At 73.3% G+C, this 18893-nt stretch carries 5 protein-coding genes (1 of these 5 cut by a window edge); 3 read left to right on the top strand and 2 right to left on the bottom strand.

Annotated elements, in window-relative coordinates; all coding sequences use genetic code 11:
- The first annotated feature begins 6 nt into the window (after window positions 1-6).
- On the top strand, window positions 7-2433 hold the full coding sequence (gene fabD, locus ACFO60_RS25705; RefSeq protein ID WP_380844337.1) for an ACP S-malonyltransferase: 2427 nt from the start codon (window positions 7-9) through the stop codon (window positions 2431-2433).
- A gap of 46 nt (window positions 2434-2479) precedes the next feature.
- Here fabD and ACFO60_RS25700 read toward each other — a convergent pair whose 3' ends face one another.
- Together ACFO60_RS25700 and ACFO60_RS25695 are read right to left on the bottom strand one after the other, a co-directional pair.
- A complete protein-coding gene (locus ACFO60_RS25700) occupies window positions 2480-2914 on the bottom strand; it encodes a hypothetical protein (RefSeq protein WP_380844335.1) in 435 nt (144 codons plus the stop codon).
- A 141-nt stretch (window positions 2915-3055) separates the two neighbouring features.
- Window positions 3056-3820, bottom strand: coding sequence for a thioesterase II family protein (locus ACFO60_RS25695; RefSeq protein ID WP_380844333.1), 765 nt, complete (start codon window positions 3818-3820; stop codon window positions 3056-3058).
- Between the two features lie 98 nt (window positions 3821-3918).
- Here ACFO60_RS25695 and ACFO60_RS25690 point away from each other — a divergent pair, with 98 nt between their 5' ends.
- Window positions 3919-17688 carry an amino acid adenylation domain-containing protein gene (locus ACFO60_RS25690; protein ID WP_380844331.1) on the top strand — a complete coding sequence of 4590 codons (13770 nt, stop codon included), beginning with the start codon at window positions 3919-3921 and terminating at the stop codon, window positions 17686-17688.
- Window positions 17689-17692: 4 nt separating this feature from the next.
- Window positions 17693-18893 carry the start of an SDR family NAD(P)-dependent oxidoreductase gene (locus ACFO60_RS25685; protein WP_380844329.1) on the top strand. It continues 22499 nt past the right edge of the window, so 1201 of the gene's 23700 nt are visible here — the first part of the coding sequence; its start codon is at window positions 17693-17695; its stop codon lies off the right edge, out of view.

The raw sequence follows: 18893 nt of genomic DNA, 5'->3' as shown, positions 1-18893 counted from the left end.
CTGCCGATGTCTGTCGTGTGGGTCTTTCCCGGACAGGGCTCCCATCGCCGGGGCATGGGGACGGGGGTGCTGGACCGCTACCCCGATCTGTGCGCCCGGGCGGAGGAGATCCTCGGCTACTCGGTCGAGGAGCTCTGCGGCGACACGCGGCGCCTGCGCGACACGCGGTACGTCCAGCCCGCCCTGTACACCGTCGACGCGCTGAGCTACCTGGCCAGGCGCGAGGACGGCGGCAGGCCGGACTACCTGGCCGGGCACAGCCTGGGGGAGTACGCGGCGCTGTTCGCGGCGGGCTGCTTCGACTTCGAGACCGGACTGCGGCTGGTGCGGCGGCGCGGCGAGCTGATGGGCGAGGCGAGCGGCGGCACGATGACCGCCGTGCTCGGCATGCCCCGGGAACGGCTCGAGGAACTGCTCGGCGGCACGGGCGTCGACGTCGCCAACGACAACTCGCCCGAACAGGTCGTCATCGCCGGTCCCAAGGACGCCATCGGGGCGGCGGGCAAGGCCATCCAGGAGGCGGGCGGCAAGTGCGTGGCGCTCAACGTCCGCACCGCCTTCCACTCGCGCTACATGAAGGACGCCGCCGACGCCTTCGCCGGGGAACTGGAGTCGGTCGCCTACGGCGAGCCGCAGATCCCGGTCATCTCCAACGTCACCGCGCGCCCGCACGTCGCCGGCGCGATGGCGGAGACGCTGCGCAGGCAGATCGACAGCCCGGTGCGATGGCTGGACGGCCTTCGGTACCTGATCAGGCAGGGCGTCGACGAGCTGGAGGAGATCGGGCCCGGGGACGTGCTGACCAAGCTGTGGGACGTGACGCGCAAGTATCCCGTACCCGCCGCCCCGGCCGCGGAGACCGAGCCGGACTCCGCCGAACACGCGTCCCCGGCGGTCGCGCCGGCGGAGACGTCCGTGTCCGCGCAGACGCCCGTGTTAGCGGAGACGCCCGTGTTAGCGCAGAGGTCCGTGCCCGCGCAGACACCCGTGCCCGCGCAGAGGTCCGTGCCCGCGCAGGCCGGGCCCGCGTCGACGCGGACGCCCGCCGTCGTGCCGGCTTCGGCCGGGAGTGAGGACCTCGCCGCGAGCCTCGGCTCACACGAGTTCCGCGAGGACTACGGGCTGCGCCACGCGTACCTGACCGGGTCGATGTTCAAGGGCATCGCCTCCACCGACCTGGTGATCAGGATGGGCAAGGCTGGGCTGATGGGCTTCTTCGGCGCGGGCGGCCTCACCCTGCCCGAGATCGAGGCGGCGATCGAGACGATCAGGCGCGGCCTCGGCACCGGCGAGGGCTTCGGCATGAACCTGCTGTACGGCTTCGACGAGGACGGCCTCGAACGCGACACCGTGGAGCTGTACCTGCGGCACGACGTCCGCTACGTCGAGGCCGCCGCCTACCCGCACGTCACGGCACCGCTGGTGCGGTACCGCTTCACCGGCGCCCACCGCGACGCGTCCGGGCGGCCGGTGGCCGTGCGGCACGTGCTCGCCAAGGTCTCGCGGCCCGAGGTGGCCGCGGCGTTCATGCGCCCGCCGCCCGAGCCGGTGCTGCGCCGCCTCGTCGCGCAGGGAGCGCTCACCGAGGAGGAGGCCGAGGCGGCCTCGGCCCTGCCGGTGAGCGAGGACGTCTGCGTCGAGGCCGACTCCGCGGGCCACACCGACGGCCGCTCACCGTACGCGCTGATGCCCGCCATGGTCGCGCTGCGCGACGGGGAGAACGCCCGCCACGGATACGCCAAGCCCATCCGCGTCGGCGCCTCGGGCGGCCTCGGCGCCCCCGAGGCGGTCGCCGCGGCGTTCGTGCTCGGCGCCGACTTCGTCGTCACCGGCTCGGTCAACCAGTGCTCCCCGGAGGCCGGCACGTCCGACGACGTCAAGGACATGCTCGCCGGTCTCGACGTCCAGGACACCGCCTACGCGCCCGCGGGGGACATGTTCGAGCTGGGCGCGCGGGTGCAGGTGGCGAGGAAGGGGACGCTGTTCCCCGCCCGCGCCAACAAGCTCTACCAGCTCTACCGGCAGCACGGCGCGCTCGCGGAGCTGGACGACAAGACCGCGCGGACGATTCAGGACAAGTACTTCCGCAGGTCGTTCGCCGAGGTCTGGGACGAGACCGCCGCCTACCTGGCCGCCCGCAAACCGGACGAGCTGACCAGGGCCGAGGCCAACCCGCGCCACAAGATGGCGCTCGTCTTCCGCTGGTACTTCGTCCACTCCATCCGCCTCGCCCTGGAAGGCGCCCCGGGACGGCGGGTCGACTACCAGGTCCACTGCGGCCCCGCCATGGGCTCGTTCAACCGCTACGCCGAGACGATCGGCCTTTCGCGCTGGCAGGACAGGCACGTCGACGTGATCGCCGACCGCCTGATGAGCGACGCGGCCGCCGTCCTCGACACCCGGCTCCGCGGGCTCGTGCGCGATCGGTCGTAGTCGCGTCCGCACCGCGCCGACGGCCTCTACGATGGGGCCGATTCGGTCAGGAGGGACCCGGGATCGCGGGTCCCTGTGATTCCTGATCGCATCCCGGGACCTTCTTGAGGGTAGGGCGCCGGCCGGATGTCCCGGCGCCGGTGAAAGAGACGTCGTAACATCTCACCGCCATGCTGGTGCAGAAGAACATGCCCGCCTCGACCGTGACCGCCGTCGAAACGACCAGGGAGTCCCGGGCCGGCCGCTCATATCGGAGAACACGGGCGCCTCGGGCGCCGCGCCGGGAATCTCCCGCTGGATCATCGTGAAGCAGCCGGCCGGCTTGTTCGGCGTACCTCGTCAGCGCATTCTCGGAATGGCTCTCGACCTCGGACTCCCATAACGCGTCGTACACCCACCTGGGCACGAACACCATCCCAAGGGCGGCGATCAGAAACGCGGCCGGCACGAGAACGAGTCCACGTGAGCCGCTTTCTCTCATGACCTCATCCTTAACGCGCGGGGATTCGGCCATGGATGTGACCACAACACGCCGAAGGCTCTCGACCGGTACGTGTATCACCGGGATCTCGGGCGGGCGGATGTGGCGAGGTCATGCGGTACACCTGGACGGAGCGAGGGTTCAGCGGACGAAGGGGGTCAGGAGGGCGCGGTCGAGGTCTTCCTGGACGGCGTCCAGGACGTCGGGGCGGGGACCCTTGAGGTAGAAGTGGTCGCCGGCGAAGACGCGCTGGGTGAAGCCACCGTCGGTGGCGTCCCGCCAGGCGGCGATCTCGTCGGGGTCCACCTCGGGGTCGGCGTCGCCCAGGAGTGCTGAGATGGGGCACGTCAGGCGGGGGCCGGGCAGGGGTGAGTAGCGCTCGTTCAGGGTGAAGTCGGCGCGCAGGGTCGGCAGGAACACCTCCAGCAGGCCGCGCTGGTCCATCACCTCGGACGGAGTGCCGTTCAGTTTGCCGAGCTCCGCGAGCAGGTCGTCCTCGGACAGGTCGCAGAAGCGGCGCCGGGTGGTCGGCAGGTGGGGGGCGCGCCGGCCGGACACGAACAGCAGGATCGGCTCCCCGCAGCCGGGGTCGCCCGCGAGCGTGCGCGCGACCTCCCAGGCCACGGCGGCCCCCATGCTGTGCCCGAACAGGGCGTACGGCCGGTCGGTGTAGGGGCGCAGTGCCGCGGACAGCGGGCCGACGAGCTCGTCCATCCGGTCGTAGGGCGTCTCGCGCAGCCGTCCCTCGCGCCCGGGCAGGACGACAGGGCAGACGTCCACGCCGGGGGCCAGATGCTCCTCCCACCGCCGGTACAGCGCCGCGCCACCTCCCGCGTGCGCGAAGCAGAAGAGCCGCGCCTCCGCGTCCCCCCGGGGTCCTCCACCAGCGATCCACGCCTTCGACATGCCGACGACGCTATCCGCGGCCCCCGCGAGGCGACTGCTCAGTCTTGAGCAGGCGAGACCCGCCCACGTCATTAGCGTCGATTAGTGGGAGGAGGGTCATGGAGTCGAACGAGAGTGTCATTGAGACGGTCATCCGGTTGCTCGGCGATGTGCTGCCCGGCGACGGGGAGCTGACCCGGGATTCGATCCTGCGGGACCACGGCTTGGACTCGATCTCGGCGGTGCGGGTGTGGTTCGAGATCCAGCGGGTGTTCTCGGTGGATCTGCCCGTCGAGCGGCTCGGCGAGTGCGCGACCCCGGTCGATCTGGCCGCGCGCGTCGCCGAGGAGATGGACGCCGCCGGGGGCGGCGCCGAGCCCGCCGTGCCCGCCGAGGCCGGTTCCGGGCCGGTCGTCACCGCGCGTCCCGGAGACCGCTTCGCGCCGTTCCCGCTCACTCCCATCCAGCAGGCCTACCTCATGGGCCAGGACGAGGATCTGACCGACGACCCCGTCGGCTGCCACGTGTACCGCGAGTTCGAGGTGGCCGACCTCGACCCGGAACGCCTCGAAGCCGCCTTTCGCCGCGTCGTCGACCATCATGACGCGCTGCGCCTGGTCATCGGCGAGGACGGGACCCAGCGCGTGCTCGAGCACGCCCCAGACTGGTCCATGCCGGTGCACGACGGCTCCCCTGAGCGGGCTCGCGACCGTCTCACCCGGCACGTGTACGAGGCCGGCGTGTGGCCGCCGTTCTCGGTCGAGGTCACCCGCCCCGGCACCGTCCACCTCGGGATCGACGCGAGCGTCACCGACGGGCGCGGGCTCGACATCCTCCTGCGCGACTGGTGGCGCTGCTACCGCGACCCCGGCCACACGCTCACCGGCGCCAGCGCCTCGGCCAGGGACTGCGTCCTCGCGCTGGAAGACCACCGCGGCTCTCCCGGCCACCGCAAGGACCTCGACTACTGGAGGGGACGCCTCGCGGACATGCCGCCGGGCCCCCGCCTCGCCTCCGGCGCTCCCGGCACTCGCGACGCCGACGGGTCTTCCGACACCGACGGGATTTCCGACACCGACGGGATTTCCGACATCGACGGGTCTTCCGACGCCGGCGGCACGTCCGGCGGCGTGCGGCGCGCGGCCCTGACCGGCGCGCTCACGGCCGCCGAGTGGGGTTCCCTGCGCCGCGTCGCCGGTGAGCTCGACGTCTCCCCGACCTCCCTGGTGCTCACCCTGTTCGGCGAGGCGCTCACCGCGGCGTCCGGCGCCGGCCACGACGACGACGGGTTCTCGCTCGCCGTCACCACGACCGCCCGGGCCTGGCTGCCCCGCGAGGTGGACAAGGTCGTCGGCCCGTTCACCTCCACCGCCGTGTTCGTCGCGGACGACACGCGCGGCGAGCCGCTCGACGAGGCCGTGCGCGACGTCCACCACCGGCTCTGGAGCGACCTCGGGCACGCCTCGGTGTCCGGCGTCTCCGTCCTGCGCGAGCTGCGCGCCGAACTGCCCGCCGCGGACGCGCCCCTGCCCGTGGTGTTCACCAGCCTGCTGGACGCCCGGCCCGACGACGCCGTCCCGCCCGTGACCCATGCGTCGAGCCGGACCTCGGGCGTGGCGCTCGACCACCAGATGTGGGAGCACGACGGCGAGCTGCGCTTCCGCTGGGACGTCACCCCCGGCCGGTTCGCGCCCGGCTCGCTCGACATCGCGTTCGCGGCCTTCCTCAACTCGCTGCGCGCCCTGAGCGCCGACGGGGACGCCGTGGAAGGGCCGCTGAACGAGCTGCAGAAGGCGTACTACGTCGCCCGGGCCAACGGCTCCTGCGACTTCGACGGCTGCCAGGTCTACCACAGCTTCCGCGTCCGCGACCTGGACGTCGACCGGCTGGCGGCGGCGTGGGTCCGCCTGGTCGGCGCCTACGACGCGCTGCGCTCCGAGGTGACCCACGACGGGCGCCTGCGCACCCGGCCGCGCGCCCCGCGGACCTGGACCATTCCCGTCGTCGACGCCGTCACCCCCGACGAGATGGCCGCCGGCGCCTACCCGCTCGGCCGCTGGCCGCAGTGGGACCTGCGCGTCACCCGCGACGGCATGGTGCACGTCGCGATCGACCTCACCGTGCTCGACGGCAGGAGCATCCACGTCACGCTGCGCGATCTGTTCCGCATCTACGACGACCCCGCGGCGACGCTCCGCGAGCCGGTGCCGCCGCAGGAGCACGAGCCCACGCCCGACGACGGCTACTGGGCGGAACGGTTCGCCGGCATGCCGTCCGGGCCGCCGCTCGACGCTCCGCCGACGCCCCGGGTGCGGCTGAGCGGCTCCGTGGAGGAGCGCGCGGGCGCCCGGCTCTCCGACGAGGTGGTCCTGGCGGCGCTCACCGGGGCGCTGTCGGCGGACTTCACCGACCCGTTCACCGTCTCGGTCGTCCGCTGGACGCCGGAGTCCGAACGCCACCGCCCCGGCGAGTTCACCGCGCTGAGCTGGGTGACCACACCGGACTCGGCCGAGGACGCCGCCGGCGGCTATCGCCGCCAGATCGACGCCGACGCCGCGCACGGCACCCTCGAAGGGCTCGGCGCGCTCCGCAAGATCGTCATGCGGGAGCGCCGCACGCGTTCGTACGCCTTCCCCGTCGTCTACACCAGCACCCTCGAACTGGCCGAGCACCCTCTTCCCGACGGCGTCGAGCTCGGCCCGTGGATGACCTACACCCCCGACGTCGCCCTCGACTGCATCGTGGCCAGGGAAGGCGGGCGGCTGACCTACCACTGGGACGCGGTCCGGTCCGCCTTCCCCGACGGCCGCCTGGAAGAGCTGTTCGGCGCCTTCGAGGAGGCCCTGCGGCGCGCCGAGGGCCACGCCGACCGCGACACGATCCTCTACGCGTGGAACGACACCGCCAGGGACGTCCCCGAGCAGCGGCCCGCCCACCTGCTGTTCGAGGAGCAGGCCAGGACGCGTCCCGACGCGATCGCCCTGCGCACCCGCGGCGGGACCACCACCTACGGCGAGCTCAACTACAAGGCCAACACCATCGCCTGGCGGCTCAGGCGCATGGGTGTGGAACCGGGGACCGTCGTCGGCGTCCGCATGTGCCGCGGCGCGGACATGGTCGCCGCCGTGTTCGGCGTCCTGAAGGCCGGCGGCGCGTACCTGCCGGTCGAGCCGGCCCTCCCGGCCGAGCGGGCGCGGGTCATGCTGGACGACGCGGGCGCCGGCATCGTCGTCACCTGCACCGCGACGACGAACGGCTGGCCGATCCCCGAGCACGTGCGCACCGTCGACATGAGCCGCGATCTGGACATCGAGGACGACGCCGACCCCGAGCCCGTCAACACCGCCGACGACCTGGCCTATGTGATCTTCACCTCGGGCAGCACCGGCAAGCCCAAGGGCGTCGAGGTGACGCACCGGCCGCTGCTCAACCTGCTGAACTGGTGCGAACGGACCTTCGGCTTCGACTCCTCCGACGTCGGCCTCTGCGTCACGTCGCTCGGCTTCGACCTGTCGGTCTTCGACATCTTCGGCCTCCTCGGCCGTGGCGCCTCGCTCTACATCGCCGACGAGGAACAGCAGCGCGACCCCGATCTGCTGCTCGAAGTCCTGCTCACCGAGCCGATCACGTTCTGGAACTCCGCGCCGACCACCCTGAACCAGCTCTCGCCCCTGTTCCCCGATCGGCAGGGCCACGAAGGCACCGGTGACCTGCGCCTGGTCTTCCTCAGCGGCGACTACACCCCGCTGCCCCTGCCCGACGCCGTGCGCGGCCTGTTCCCGCGGGCCGCCGTCGTCAGCCTGGGCGGCGCCACCGAGGCGACCGTCTGGTCCAACTACTTCGAGATCGGGGCCGTCGACCCCGACTGGCGGAGCATCCCGTACGGCAGGCCCATCGACAACTCCCGGTACTACATCCTCGACGAAGGGCTCGAACCCTGTCCCGTCGGCGTCGAGGGCGACCTGTTCATTGCCGGAGACTGCCTCAGCCTCGGCTACCGCAACCAGCCCGAACTGACCCGCGAACGGTTCGTGCCCGACCCCTTCGCCAAGGAGCAGGGGCAGCGGATGTACCGGACCGGCGACCGCGCCGCCTACTTCCCCGACGGCACCATCACCTTCCTCGGCCGGGCCGACACCCAGGTGAAGATCCGTGGATTCCGGGTCGAACTCGGCGAGATCGAACATCGGCTGCGCGCCCATCCGGACGTGCGGGACGCCGTGGCGCTCGCCCGGCCGGACCAGTCGGGCGAGCGCAAGATAGTCGCCTACGTCATCGCCGAGTCCGAGGCCACGCCGCCGTCCGTGACGGAGCTGCGCGGGCACGCCGCCGAGACGCTGCCCGCCTACATGGTGCCGAACTATGTCGCCTTCCTCACGACGTTCCCCGCGACCTCCAACGGCAAGCTCGACCGCGACGCCCTCCCCTGGCCGCTGACCGAGGCCTCCGTGCCGTCCGCGGACCAGCCGTCCGTCAGCGAGCCCGTCACCAAGACCGTCACAGAGCCCGCTGCCCAGTCTGTCGCCGACCCCGCCACCGAGCCCGCGCCTGATGCCGCCACCAAGCCCGTCTCGGATTCCAGTACCAGGACCGTCTCCGCGCCCGCCACCAAGCCCGTTCTGGGTGCCGACACCGACACCGACACCGCCCCCGAGCCCGCACTCGAACCCGTCCCCGAGCCCGGCACCGGGCCTGTCGCCGAGCCCGTCACCGTTCCCGAGCCCGTCGCTTCGGGCGGGTCCGGCCCCGCGCCCGAGCTGGTGGAGGAGATCTCGGCGTTGTTCGCCGAGCTGCTCGCGGTCGCCGAGATCGACCCCGACGCCGATCTGTGGGACCAGGGCGCGACGTCGTTCACCATGGTCCAGGTCTCCAAGGCCCTGCGTAAGCGCCACGGGCGGCGCGTGCCGGTCTCGTCCCTGGTGGAGGAGCCCACCGTCCGCGCCATCGCGGCAGTGGTGGCCGGCTCCCTCCCCGGTGACCGGCCCGCTCCGCGGAAGGCCGGACCTTCCGCGCGGCCCGCCGCCGCACGGCCCGAATCGTCCGCCGAGCCCGTGACGGCGACGATGACCGAGCCCGGCGCCGAGCCGGAGCCGGGCCCGAAGCCGGAGCCGGCGGAGGTCGAGTTCTTCTCGCCCGAGGACCGCGCCCGCTTCAAGGACGGCGCGTGGAACCTGCGCCCGATGGAGCCCGACGCCAGTCTGATCCGCCTGGACCGGCTGGGGGTGGCGGACGAGCACTACGCCTGGCGGGCGAGCATCCGCGAGTTCCGGCCCGGACCGATCCCGTACCGCTCGTTCTGCAAGCTGCTCGGCCTGCTGGGCGAGGCCCCGGTCGGCGGACGCGCGTCGCACCTGTACCCGTCGGCGGGCGACACCTACGCCGTCCAGCTCTACGTGCACGTGAAGCGCGGCGCGGTCGACGGGATCGCCGAGGGCGTCTACTACTACAACCCGCGCGAGCATGTGCTCCAGCTCGTCGACGACCGGCCGGACGCCGGCAGGTCCGTGCACTTCGTCTACAACCGCCCGGTGTACGACCAGGCCGGATTCAGCCTGTACCTCATCGGCCAGACCAAGGGCATCGAGCCCCTCTACGCCGAGGCGAGCCTGCGCTACCTCACGCTCGAGGCGGGCTACATGGGCCAGCTCCTGATGACCGGCCAGGCCGCGTGCGGCATCGGCCTGTGCCCGATCGGCGACGTCGCCTTCGCCCCGCTGCGCGACCGGCTGGCGCTGGACGACGGCCACCGCTTCCTCCAGGCTTTCCTGGGAGGACCCGCGGAGTATCCGGAGCGCGCGTCCGAGACGGGCGAGACCCCCCTGTTCGCCATCCCCGCCGCCGCTGCCGAGGACCCGTCCGAGCTCCTGGCCGCCGCTGCGGAGGGCCCGTCCCGGCCCGCCGTCGCCGCTGCCGAGGGCAGGCCTGCCGACGCGAGGGCCGGAGGGGACGTCAAGGCCGCCGCCGGGGAGCGGGCCGAGGACGGCGACCGCCTCCACGCCGCGGTCGCCCGCGACTCGCGTGCCGATGTCGCGATCATCGGGCTGGCCGGACTCTACCCCGGCGCCGACGACCTGGACGCCTTCTGGCACAACCTCAGCTCGGGCGTCTCGGCCATAGCCCCCGGCCCGCGCGGCGGCGTGCCCGGCGGCTACCTGGACCACATCGACCGGTTCGACGGCATGCTGTTCCACATCGCCCCGCGGGAGGCCGAGACGCTCGACCCGCAGCTGCGGCTGCTGCTGCACAGCGTCTGGGAATGCCTGGAGAACGCCGGTCACACGGCCGCGTCCCTGCGCCGCGCCGCACCCCGCGTCGGCGTCTTCGTCGGCGCGATGTGGCACGACTACCAGCATGCGGGGGCGGCCGCCTGGCGGGAGGGCGGCGACGCCGTCGTCTCGGCCACCGCCTCCGAGACGGCCAACCGCATCTCGCACTTCTTCGGCTTCACCGGCCCGAGCATCGCGGTGGACACCTCGTGCTCCTCCGCCCTCACCGCCCTGCACCTCGCGGCGGAGAGCCTGCGGCACGGCGAGTGCGACGCGGCCGTCGTCGGCGGGGTCAACCTCGTCGCCGACTCCTACCACACGAGCCTGCTCGCCGGTCTCGGCCTGCTCGCGGACGACCCCGCGCGCCGTGCCTTCGACGCCGAGAACCCGGGCTGGTCGGTCGGCGAGGGCGCGGGGGCGGTCCTGCTGCGCCCGGCCGACGACGCCGTGCGCGACCACGACGTCGTCCACGCGGTCGTCCAGGCCACCTGGACGGCGCACACGGGACACGCCGGCCGTTTCACCGCGCCCAGCGCCCACGCCATGGCCGCCTCCATGCGGCAGACCCTGGAGCGGGCCGGCGTCGACCCCGAGGACGTCTGTTACGTCGAATGCGCCGCCGCCGGGGCCGGCCTCGCCGACGCGGCCGAGGTGGAGGCGCTCACCGAGGTCTTCGGCGGCCGCGAGGAACCGGTCGCGGTCGGCACGATCAAGCCGAACATCGGCCACCTGGAGGCCGCCTCCGGGATGTCGCAGCTCACCAAGGTGCTGCTGCAGATAAGGCACGGCCGGATCGCGCCGACCTTGATGTCCGGCCGTCCGAACCCCCTGATCGAGTTCGACGGCGCGGCGGTGGAGGTCGTGGACGGGCTGGGCACCTGGGAGCACGAGCCGCGCATCGCCCTCGTGAACGCCTTCGGGGCGACCGGCACGCACGCGCACGCCGTGCTCCGCTCGCCCTCGCGGCCCGAGCGGTACGTCCCGGCCCCTTCCGGCGGGGAGCCGCACGCCGTCCTGCTGTCGGCGGCGGGTGAGGAGCAGCTCCTCGACTCGGCCCGGCGGCTGCTCGGCCGTCTGGACCAGGACGAGGCCCCCGCTCTCGACGACATCGCGTTCACCACCCAGACGGGCCGCGCGGCCCTGGCGCACCGCCTCGCGATCACCTGCTCCGACCTGCGCGGACTGCGGGAGGGCCTCGACGCCTTCGTGTCCGGCGGACGCCACGGCGCGGTGACCGCAGGCGTCGTGGACGGCCCGCGAGCCGCCTCCGCCGACCGGCCGGACACGGAGATCGAGGCCGTGGCCGCGTGGGTGTCCGGACAGGAGGTGACGTGGGAGGAGTACTGGCCCGTGCCCGCGTCACGCGTGTCCCTGCCCACCTATCCGTTCGCGGCCGAGTCCTACTGGATCGAGGGACCTGAGCCCGGCACACGCGAAACGCCCGCCGAGACCGTCAGGTCCGAAGGCCCCGGCGACCACCTCACGCCCGGGATGTCCGGCGAGTCCGGCACCGGCAGGGAGCTCGACGAGTACGTCACATCCGGTGAGTCCGGCCGGCCCGGTGAGTCCGGCCGGTCCGGCGGGTCCCGTGAATCCGGTCGGTCCGGTGCGTCCGGTCACCCGGGTGGCGCCGGAGGTGCGGGGGCCTCCATCGGCTCCGGGGAGGGGGCGGACGACCATGACCTGGCCGAATACCTCAAAGCCATCTACGCGGACGTGTCGGGCATTCCGATCGACCGGCTGAGCGTGCACGTGCCGCTGGAGCACTACGGCCTGACGTCGATGATGGTGACGCGGCTCAACGCGAAGCTGGAGGCGGACCTCGGCGAGCGCTCCCGCACGCTCTTCTTCGAGCACACCGACCTGGCCGGCGTCGCCTCGGCCCTCCTCGCACGAGGCGCGGTGGCGCCGCCGCACCAAGGCGGCACGGCCGCGGCGCGGCCCGTTCCGGCCAAGGGACGGCACCCGCGCGTCACGGCCGCCGACCTGCCCGCGCCGCCCGCGGACCGGACGATGCCGCCCGAGGATAGGTCCACGTCCCCAGCCGACAGGTCCGCGTCCGCGGAGCGGCCCGTGTCGGTCGCGGAGACCTCCACGCCGGCTGCGGGGCCGCGCTCCGGCGTCACGGCCGCGACGCGGCCGGCGTCGAGTGCGGCGCCGCGTGCGGCAGCGGATGCGGACGCGGAGCGGGACGGGATCGCCGTGATCGGCATCGCGGGCCGCTATCCGGACGCGCCCGACCTGGACGCGTTCTGGGCGAACCTGGCCGCGGGCCGGGACTCGGCCGGGCCGATCCCGCCGGAGCGGGCCCGGGAGGGCTGGCCGGTGGACCTCATGCGCGGAGGGTTCCTGGACGACGTCGACCGGTTCGACCCGCTCCTGTTCGGGATCACCCCGCGCGACGCCGCCCTCATGGACCCCCAGGAACGCCTCTTCCTCGAAGTCGTCTGGGAGGCGCTGGAGGACGCCGGGTATCCGCGTACACGGCTGCGCGACCAGCACGGCTCGAACGTGGCCGTCTACGCCGGGGTGATGCACAACGAGTATCCGTACTTCGGCGTCGAGAACACCCTGCTGGGCGCGCCCCAGGACACCGGCGCCACCCCCGCCGGGATCGCCAACCGGGTCTCCTACCACCTGGACCTCACCGGCCCCAGCATGTCGATCGACACGATGTGCTCCTCCTCCCTCACCGCGCTGCACCTCGCGGTGCGCTCCCTGCGGCAGGGCGAATGCGAACTGGCCGTGGTCGGCGGCGTCAACCTGTCCCTGCACCCCAACAAGTTCATCCAGCAGGACCGGATGAAGATGTCCGCGGGGGACGGCGTCTGCCGCAGTTTCGGCGCCGGAGGCGACGGGTTCGTCCCGGCCGAGATGGCCGGAGCGGTGCTGCTCAAGCCGCTGGCCCGGGCCCGCGCCGACGGCGACCGCGTCCACGCCGTCATCAGGGGCACCGCCGTGCTCCACACCGGCAGGACCAACGGCTGGGCCGTGCCGAGCCCCGCCATGGAGGGCGAGGTCGTCCGCAGGGCCCTCGCCGACGCGGGCGTCGAGCCGGCCGACATCGGCTACGTGGAATGCCACGCCCCCGGCACGGACCTCGGCGACCCGATCGAGGCGAACGCGCTCATGCGGGCCTTCGGGGACGCGGGGCTGGAGCCGGGCAGCGTCCCGATCGGCTCGGTCAAGTCGAACTTCGGCCACGGCGAGCCCGGAGCCGGCATCGCCGGCCTGACCAAGATCGTGCTGCAGCTCCGGCACGGCAAGCTCGCTCCTTCCCTGCACGCCGAAGAGCTCAACCCCAACATCGACTGGCCGCGGGTGCCGTTCCGCGTCCAGCGCCACCTGGCCGACTGGCCCGAGGGCCGCGACGGCGCTCCCCGCCGCGCCGCCGTCAGCTCCTTCGGCGCGGGAGGCACGATCGCCCACGCCGTCATCGAGGAGTACGTGCCCGCCGCGCGGCCCGGGTCCCCGTCCCAGGCCGGCGAGACGCCCGCCGCCGATGAGGAGCACGTGCCGGCGACCGGTGCGCACCCCCGGGGTTCGGAGCTGATCGTGCTGTCCGCGCGGGACGAGGACCGGCTCCGCGCGGTCTGCGAGCGGCTGGCCGCGTTCCTGGGCCGTGACCGGGGGCCGGACGACTCCGCCGCGCTCATGCGGGAGCTGCGCCGCATCGCGTCCGGCCGGGAACCGACGAACCTGTCCGGCGACGCGCTCGCCGCCCATCTGGTGCGCGCCTACGACGAGCGGCGCGGACCGGCCCTGGCGGATGTCGCCCACACACTCCAGATCGGCCGCGAGCCTCTGCGCGAGCGCCTCGCCATGGTCGTCTCCAGCCTCGACGAACTCCGTGACCGTCTGCGGAGTCTCGCACGCGGCGAGGACCCCGGCGTCCTGCGCGGCCGCGCGGCCTCGGGGAACGACGGTCAGGAGCCGGCGTCCTGGCGGGAGACCTCACCCGACCTCCACACGGTGGGCCTCCACTGGGTGTCCGGCGGCCACGTGAACTGGAACCGCCACCGCACCGGCTCCGCCCGGATCGTGGCCCTGCCCTCCTACCCGTTCGCCCGCATGCGCTGCTGGCTGCCGGAGCCGGACCGCACGAGCGCACCGGCGACGCCGCCTCTGCGCGTGTCCGGCGGTCCGGCCGGTTCCGCGCAGGGACGGCCGGAGGGCTTCGCCGACGGACGGCCGGAAGGTTCCGCGGACGGACGGCCGGAGGGGGAGGTGCCGCTGCACCGGAAAGTCTGGGTCGAGGCCGAAGGGTTCTCCGGTGACGCGCTGAGCCGCGCCGGGAGCGTCCTTTGCCTGTTCGGCTCGGGGTCGCGAGAGCTCGCCGAGGAGCTGGCCAAGGCCATCGGCCGGGACAGGGCCGTTCTGGCGGCCGACCCGGGACCTGGGACCGAGTTGCCCGCCGACCTGGTGGGATGGATCGATCTGTGCGACCTCGGGCGGCCGGATCCGGCGGCGGAGCTCGGACGCCTGCGGCTGCTGCAGCGGGTCCTCGGCGGGCGCGCCGACATGCGGGTGCTTCATGTGACCCGTGGCCTGCTCGACCTGGACGGTCCGCCGCCCAGTCTCGCCGGGGCACGGATGGCGTCGTTCGTCCGGACGCTCACGCCCGAGTACGGGGGAGTGGCGGCCACCGTCCTCGACATCGACCGGCCGGACGCCGGGGCGATACTCGCGGAGGCGGCGACCACCGGCCTGTACGGCGAGATCTGCCACCGGGACGGCAAGCGCTACCGGCCCGACCTCCAGGCGCTGGCCGCTCCCTACGCGGAGTCGCGGCCGGACCCTGACGCCGTGTACGTGGTGAGCGGGGGCACCCGAGGGCTCGGCGCGCTGGTGGCGCGGCACCTCGCGCGGCGGGGAGCCAGGAAGCTGGCGCTGCTCGGCGAGCGGCCGATCCCGGCACGTGACCAGTGGGACCTGGCCGGCCCGCCCGCCGCCGAGGTGATCGAGGGCATCCGGGCGCTCGAGCGGGCCGGGGTCCGGGTGATGGTCCACACGGGGCCGCTGACGGACCGGGACGAGGTCGGGGCGTTCCTTGAGAGGGTGCGCGGCGAGCTCGGGGACATCGCGGGCGTGGTGCACTGCGCCGGCCGCGGCAGCCTGGGCAGGCCCGCGCTGGTCCACAAGGACCCGCGCGACATCGAGGCGGTGCTGGCGCCCAAGGCCGGCGGCCTGGAGGTGCTCGCCGAGGCGTGCGCGCAGGACCGGCCGGACTTCTTCGTGACGTTCTCCTCCATCAGCGCCGCCGTGCCCCGGCTGGCCGCTGGCGTGTCCGACTACGCCGCGGCGAACGCCTTCATGGACCTGTACACCGGGTACCAGCGGCGTGCCGGGCGGCCGGAGTTCACCTCGATCGACTGGCCGCAGTGGCGAGAGTCGGGCGGCGCGAAGGGCAAGCCCAACGCCTGCGCCTCCGTGGGCATCGCGACCCTCGGTGACGACGACGGGCTGCGGGTGCTCGAACGCGTGCTGGCCCTGCCGGACGGCCTCACGGCCGTGCCCTGCCCGCCGGAGAACGGCGGCCCCGACCTCGAGACGCTCCTCAGGGTCTCGCAGCCCTCCTCTCGATCCGCGGCCGCTTCAGACGAATCCACCTCGCGGCCTTCGCCCCGGTCCGCGCCCGAGTCGGAGGCGCTCGTCTCGCGGCCTTCGCCCTCATCCGGATCCGAGTCCGAGCCGGCCGGAGAGCCGGACTGGCTGGCGGACCTGTTCTCACGGACGCTCGGCATCCCGCTGGACGCGCTCGATCCGACGATGGACTTCGGTGACCTGGGGGTGGAGTCGGTGATGCTGGCCGAGCTGGTGCAGCGGATCGAGGAGCGGCTGGGCCGCAGCCTGGAGCCCACCGCCCTGCTCGACCACCCGACGCTCGACCAGCTGCGCGAGCACCTCGGCCTCGACGACGAGCCCGCCGCCGCCGTTCCCGAGGAGCCTCGGGAGACCGGTGAGGCGCCCGTTACCGGTGCTCTCGCTGCCGGTGCTCCCGTGCAGCCCGGCGAGCCGACCGCTGCCGGCGGTTCCGTGCAGGCCCGCGAACCCGGCCGGCCGCCCAGGACCGGCGGAAGCGGCGAGGCCACCCGGCTCGGCGTGCCGAGCGCGTCCGGTGCGGACACCCGTACGGCGGGAAAGGTCGCGATCATCGGTATGGCGTGCCGTCTGCCGGACGCTCCGGATATCGCCGCCTTCCTTCACAACCTTCTCGAAGGCCGCAGCGCCGTGCGTGAGGTGCCGGAGTCCCGCTGGGATCACCGCGCCCTGTACGCCGCCGAGCCGCAGCTGGGCCGCAGCATCAGCAAGTGGGGCGCGTTCGTCGACGGGATCGAGGACTTCGACCCCGCCTACTTCGGCATGACCGACGACGAGGCCCGTGCCCTCGACCCGGCCATCCGGCTCGTCCTGGAGTGCTGTGCCGCGGTCATCAGTGACGCCGGGTACGACCGGGCCGAGTTGCGCGGCCGGAACCTCGCGGTCTTCATGGGCGCCAGGATGTCGGACTACGGCCGCCGCGCCGGCGTCCGCCCGGGCGGCCTGGCGGCGGACCAGAACTTCATCGCGGCCAGGGTGGCCCACCACTTCGACCTGCGGGGCCCGAACCTCGTGGTCGACAGCGCGTGCTCGTCCGCGCTGGTCGGCGTGAAGCTGGCCTGCCAGAGCCTGCTGGCGGGGGAGGCGGACCTGGCGTTCGCGGGCGGCGTCGAGGTGCTGCTGGACGAGAACGACTACCTGCAGCTCAGCGCGGCCAAGGCGCTGTCACCGACGGGACGGTGCCACACGTTCGACGAGAGCGCCGACGGGTTCGTCCCCGGGGAGGGCTGCGGCGTCGTGCTGCTCAAGCCGCTCGCGGCGGCTCTCGCCGACGGCGACCGGGTCCACGCGGTCATCGAGTCCGTCGCGGTGAATAACGACGGCCACACCATGGGGATCACCACGCCGAACCCGAAGGCCCAGGCCGAGGTGGTGCGGCGGGCGCTGGCGGACGCGGGGCGGACCGCGCGGGACGTCGGGCTGATCGAGGCCCACGGCACCGGCACGCTGATCGGCGACCCGATCGAGCTGCGCGCCCTGACCGAGGTGTTCCGCGAGACCACCGATGAGACCGGCGTCTGCGCGATCGGCAGCGTGAAGACGAACATCGGGCACACCCTGACCGCCGCCGGGATCGCGGGCCTGCTCAAGGCCGCGCTCGCCGTGGAGTCGGGGCGGATCCCGGCGACGCTCGCGTGCGAGACGCCGAACCCCCGGTTCGACTTCGCCGCCTCACCCTTCTACCCCGCCACCGAGACGCGGGACTGGCCTTCGACGGGACGCCCGCGCGTCGCGGGCGTGAGCTCGTTCGGGCTGGGCGGCACCAACGCCCACATGATCCTGAGCGGGCTCGAACCGGAGGCGCGCGACGGGGCGCCACCGCCTCGCGAGCCGAAACCCGCGCCGGTCTTCACCCGCAGGCGGCTCTGGCTGGACAAGCCGGCCCCGGCGCGCGAGGCGTCCGTCCCGGCGCCACGGACGGGCGTCGAGCCGCCCCGGCCGGCGGACAAGAGGCACGAGCCCGTCTCGATCCTCGACCTCGAACTGACGATGAACGGTGACCGCGCGAAGAGGGGTGCCTGAACCTATGGCGGCGATCGAGTCTCAGACCCTGCTGACGCACTCCGACTTCATCATGCGCAACCACCGCGTGCACGGAGTGTCCGTCCTGCCCGGCGTGGTGTTCTTCGACGTCGTGTACCGCACGCTGGTCGCGGCCGGATGGGACCACCGCCGGGCCGTGCTCCGCGAGGTGCTCTTCACCGAGGCCGTCGCGACCAAGGAGGACGCCGACCGCGAGCTGCGCGTGACCATCTCCGAGCCGCGCGGCGGCGAGCACGAGTTCCAGGCCGAGAGCCGCTGGGTCAAGGACGGCACCCCGTTGTCGCCCTGGCGGAGGAACCTCGTCGGCACGCTCGTCCTCACCGACGAGGAGCCGCCCGGGCCGATCGACCTGCGCGCGCTGAAGGCGGCCGCCGAGCGCGTGGGCGACATGGAGGACCTGTACGCGCGGGCCAGGGCGGAGGACATCCGGCACGGCGACGCGATGAAGTGCTCCGGGCCGCTTCACCTCGGCCCCGGCCACCTGCTCGCCGAGCTGCGGCTGGCGGCCCCCGAGCCGGGCCACGAGCGCTTCCATCTGCACCCGGCCGCCCTCGACGCCTCCACCATCGCGGGCCTCGGCCAGACGCGCGCCTCGGGCGAGGAGCCCTTCATCCCCGTCTACGTCCGCGAGTTCCGCGCCCCGGAGCGGCTCGGCGACGCCTTCTACGTGTACGCGCCCCGGCCCGAGACGCTCGCCCCCTCGGGCGACGTCATCAGCAACGACTACGGCCTGTACGACGTCGAGGGCCGTTTCGTCGCCGGGTTCACCGGCCTGTCCTGCAAGCGGATCAGGTTCCCGGGGCTGATGGAGAAGCTGCTCGAGGTCGAGACGCCGCAACCGGCCGCGACCGTCCACGCGGACGGCGACAGGACGGCGTCGAAGGGCCTCGTCACGCGCCTGCGCGCGATGGTCGCGGCCCGGCTCGGCCGGCAGCCGGGCGAGGTGCCCACCGACGTGGGCTTCTACGACCTCGGCCTGGACTCGGTCACGCTCGTCCGCCTCGGCGAGGAACTGGAGCAGCTCGTCGGGCAGGGCCTCTACCCGACCCTGCTGTTCGAGTACAGCGACATCGACAGTCTGGCCGCGCATCTGGCGGCGACGTACGAGGGCATCGCCGAGGAGACGGACGCACCCGCGAGCGCGACCGACGCATCCGCGACCCGGACGAACGGATCCGCGAGAG

The organism is Sphaerisporangium dianthi (assembly GCF_042654065.1).
GTDB classification, from domain to species: Bacteria; Actinomycetota; Actinomycetes; order Streptosporangiales; family Streptosporangiaceae; genus Sphaerisporangium; species Sphaerisporangium dianthi.
The sequence above is the reverse complement of the archived record's forward strand: the minus strand, read 5'-3'. Positions and strand labels throughout refer to the sequence as shown.

Coding starts and splice junctions, on each gene's coding strand:
- fabD (WP_380844337.1), top strand. CDS start 7: ATGTCTGTCGTGTGGGTCTTTCCCGGACAGGGCTCCCATCGCCGGGGC.
- ACFO60_RS25700 (WP_380844335.1), bottom strand. CDS start 2,914: ATGAGAGAAAGCGGCTCACGTGGACTCGTTCTCGTGCCGGCCGCGTTT.
- ACFO60_RS25695 (WP_380844333.1), bottom strand. CDS start 3,820: ATGTCGAAGGCGTGGATCGCTGGTGGAGGACCCCGGGGGGACGCGGAG.
- ACFO60_RS25690 (WP_380844331.1), top strand. CDS start 3,919: ATGGAGTCGAACGAGAGTGTCATTGAGACGGTCATCCGGTTGCTCGGC.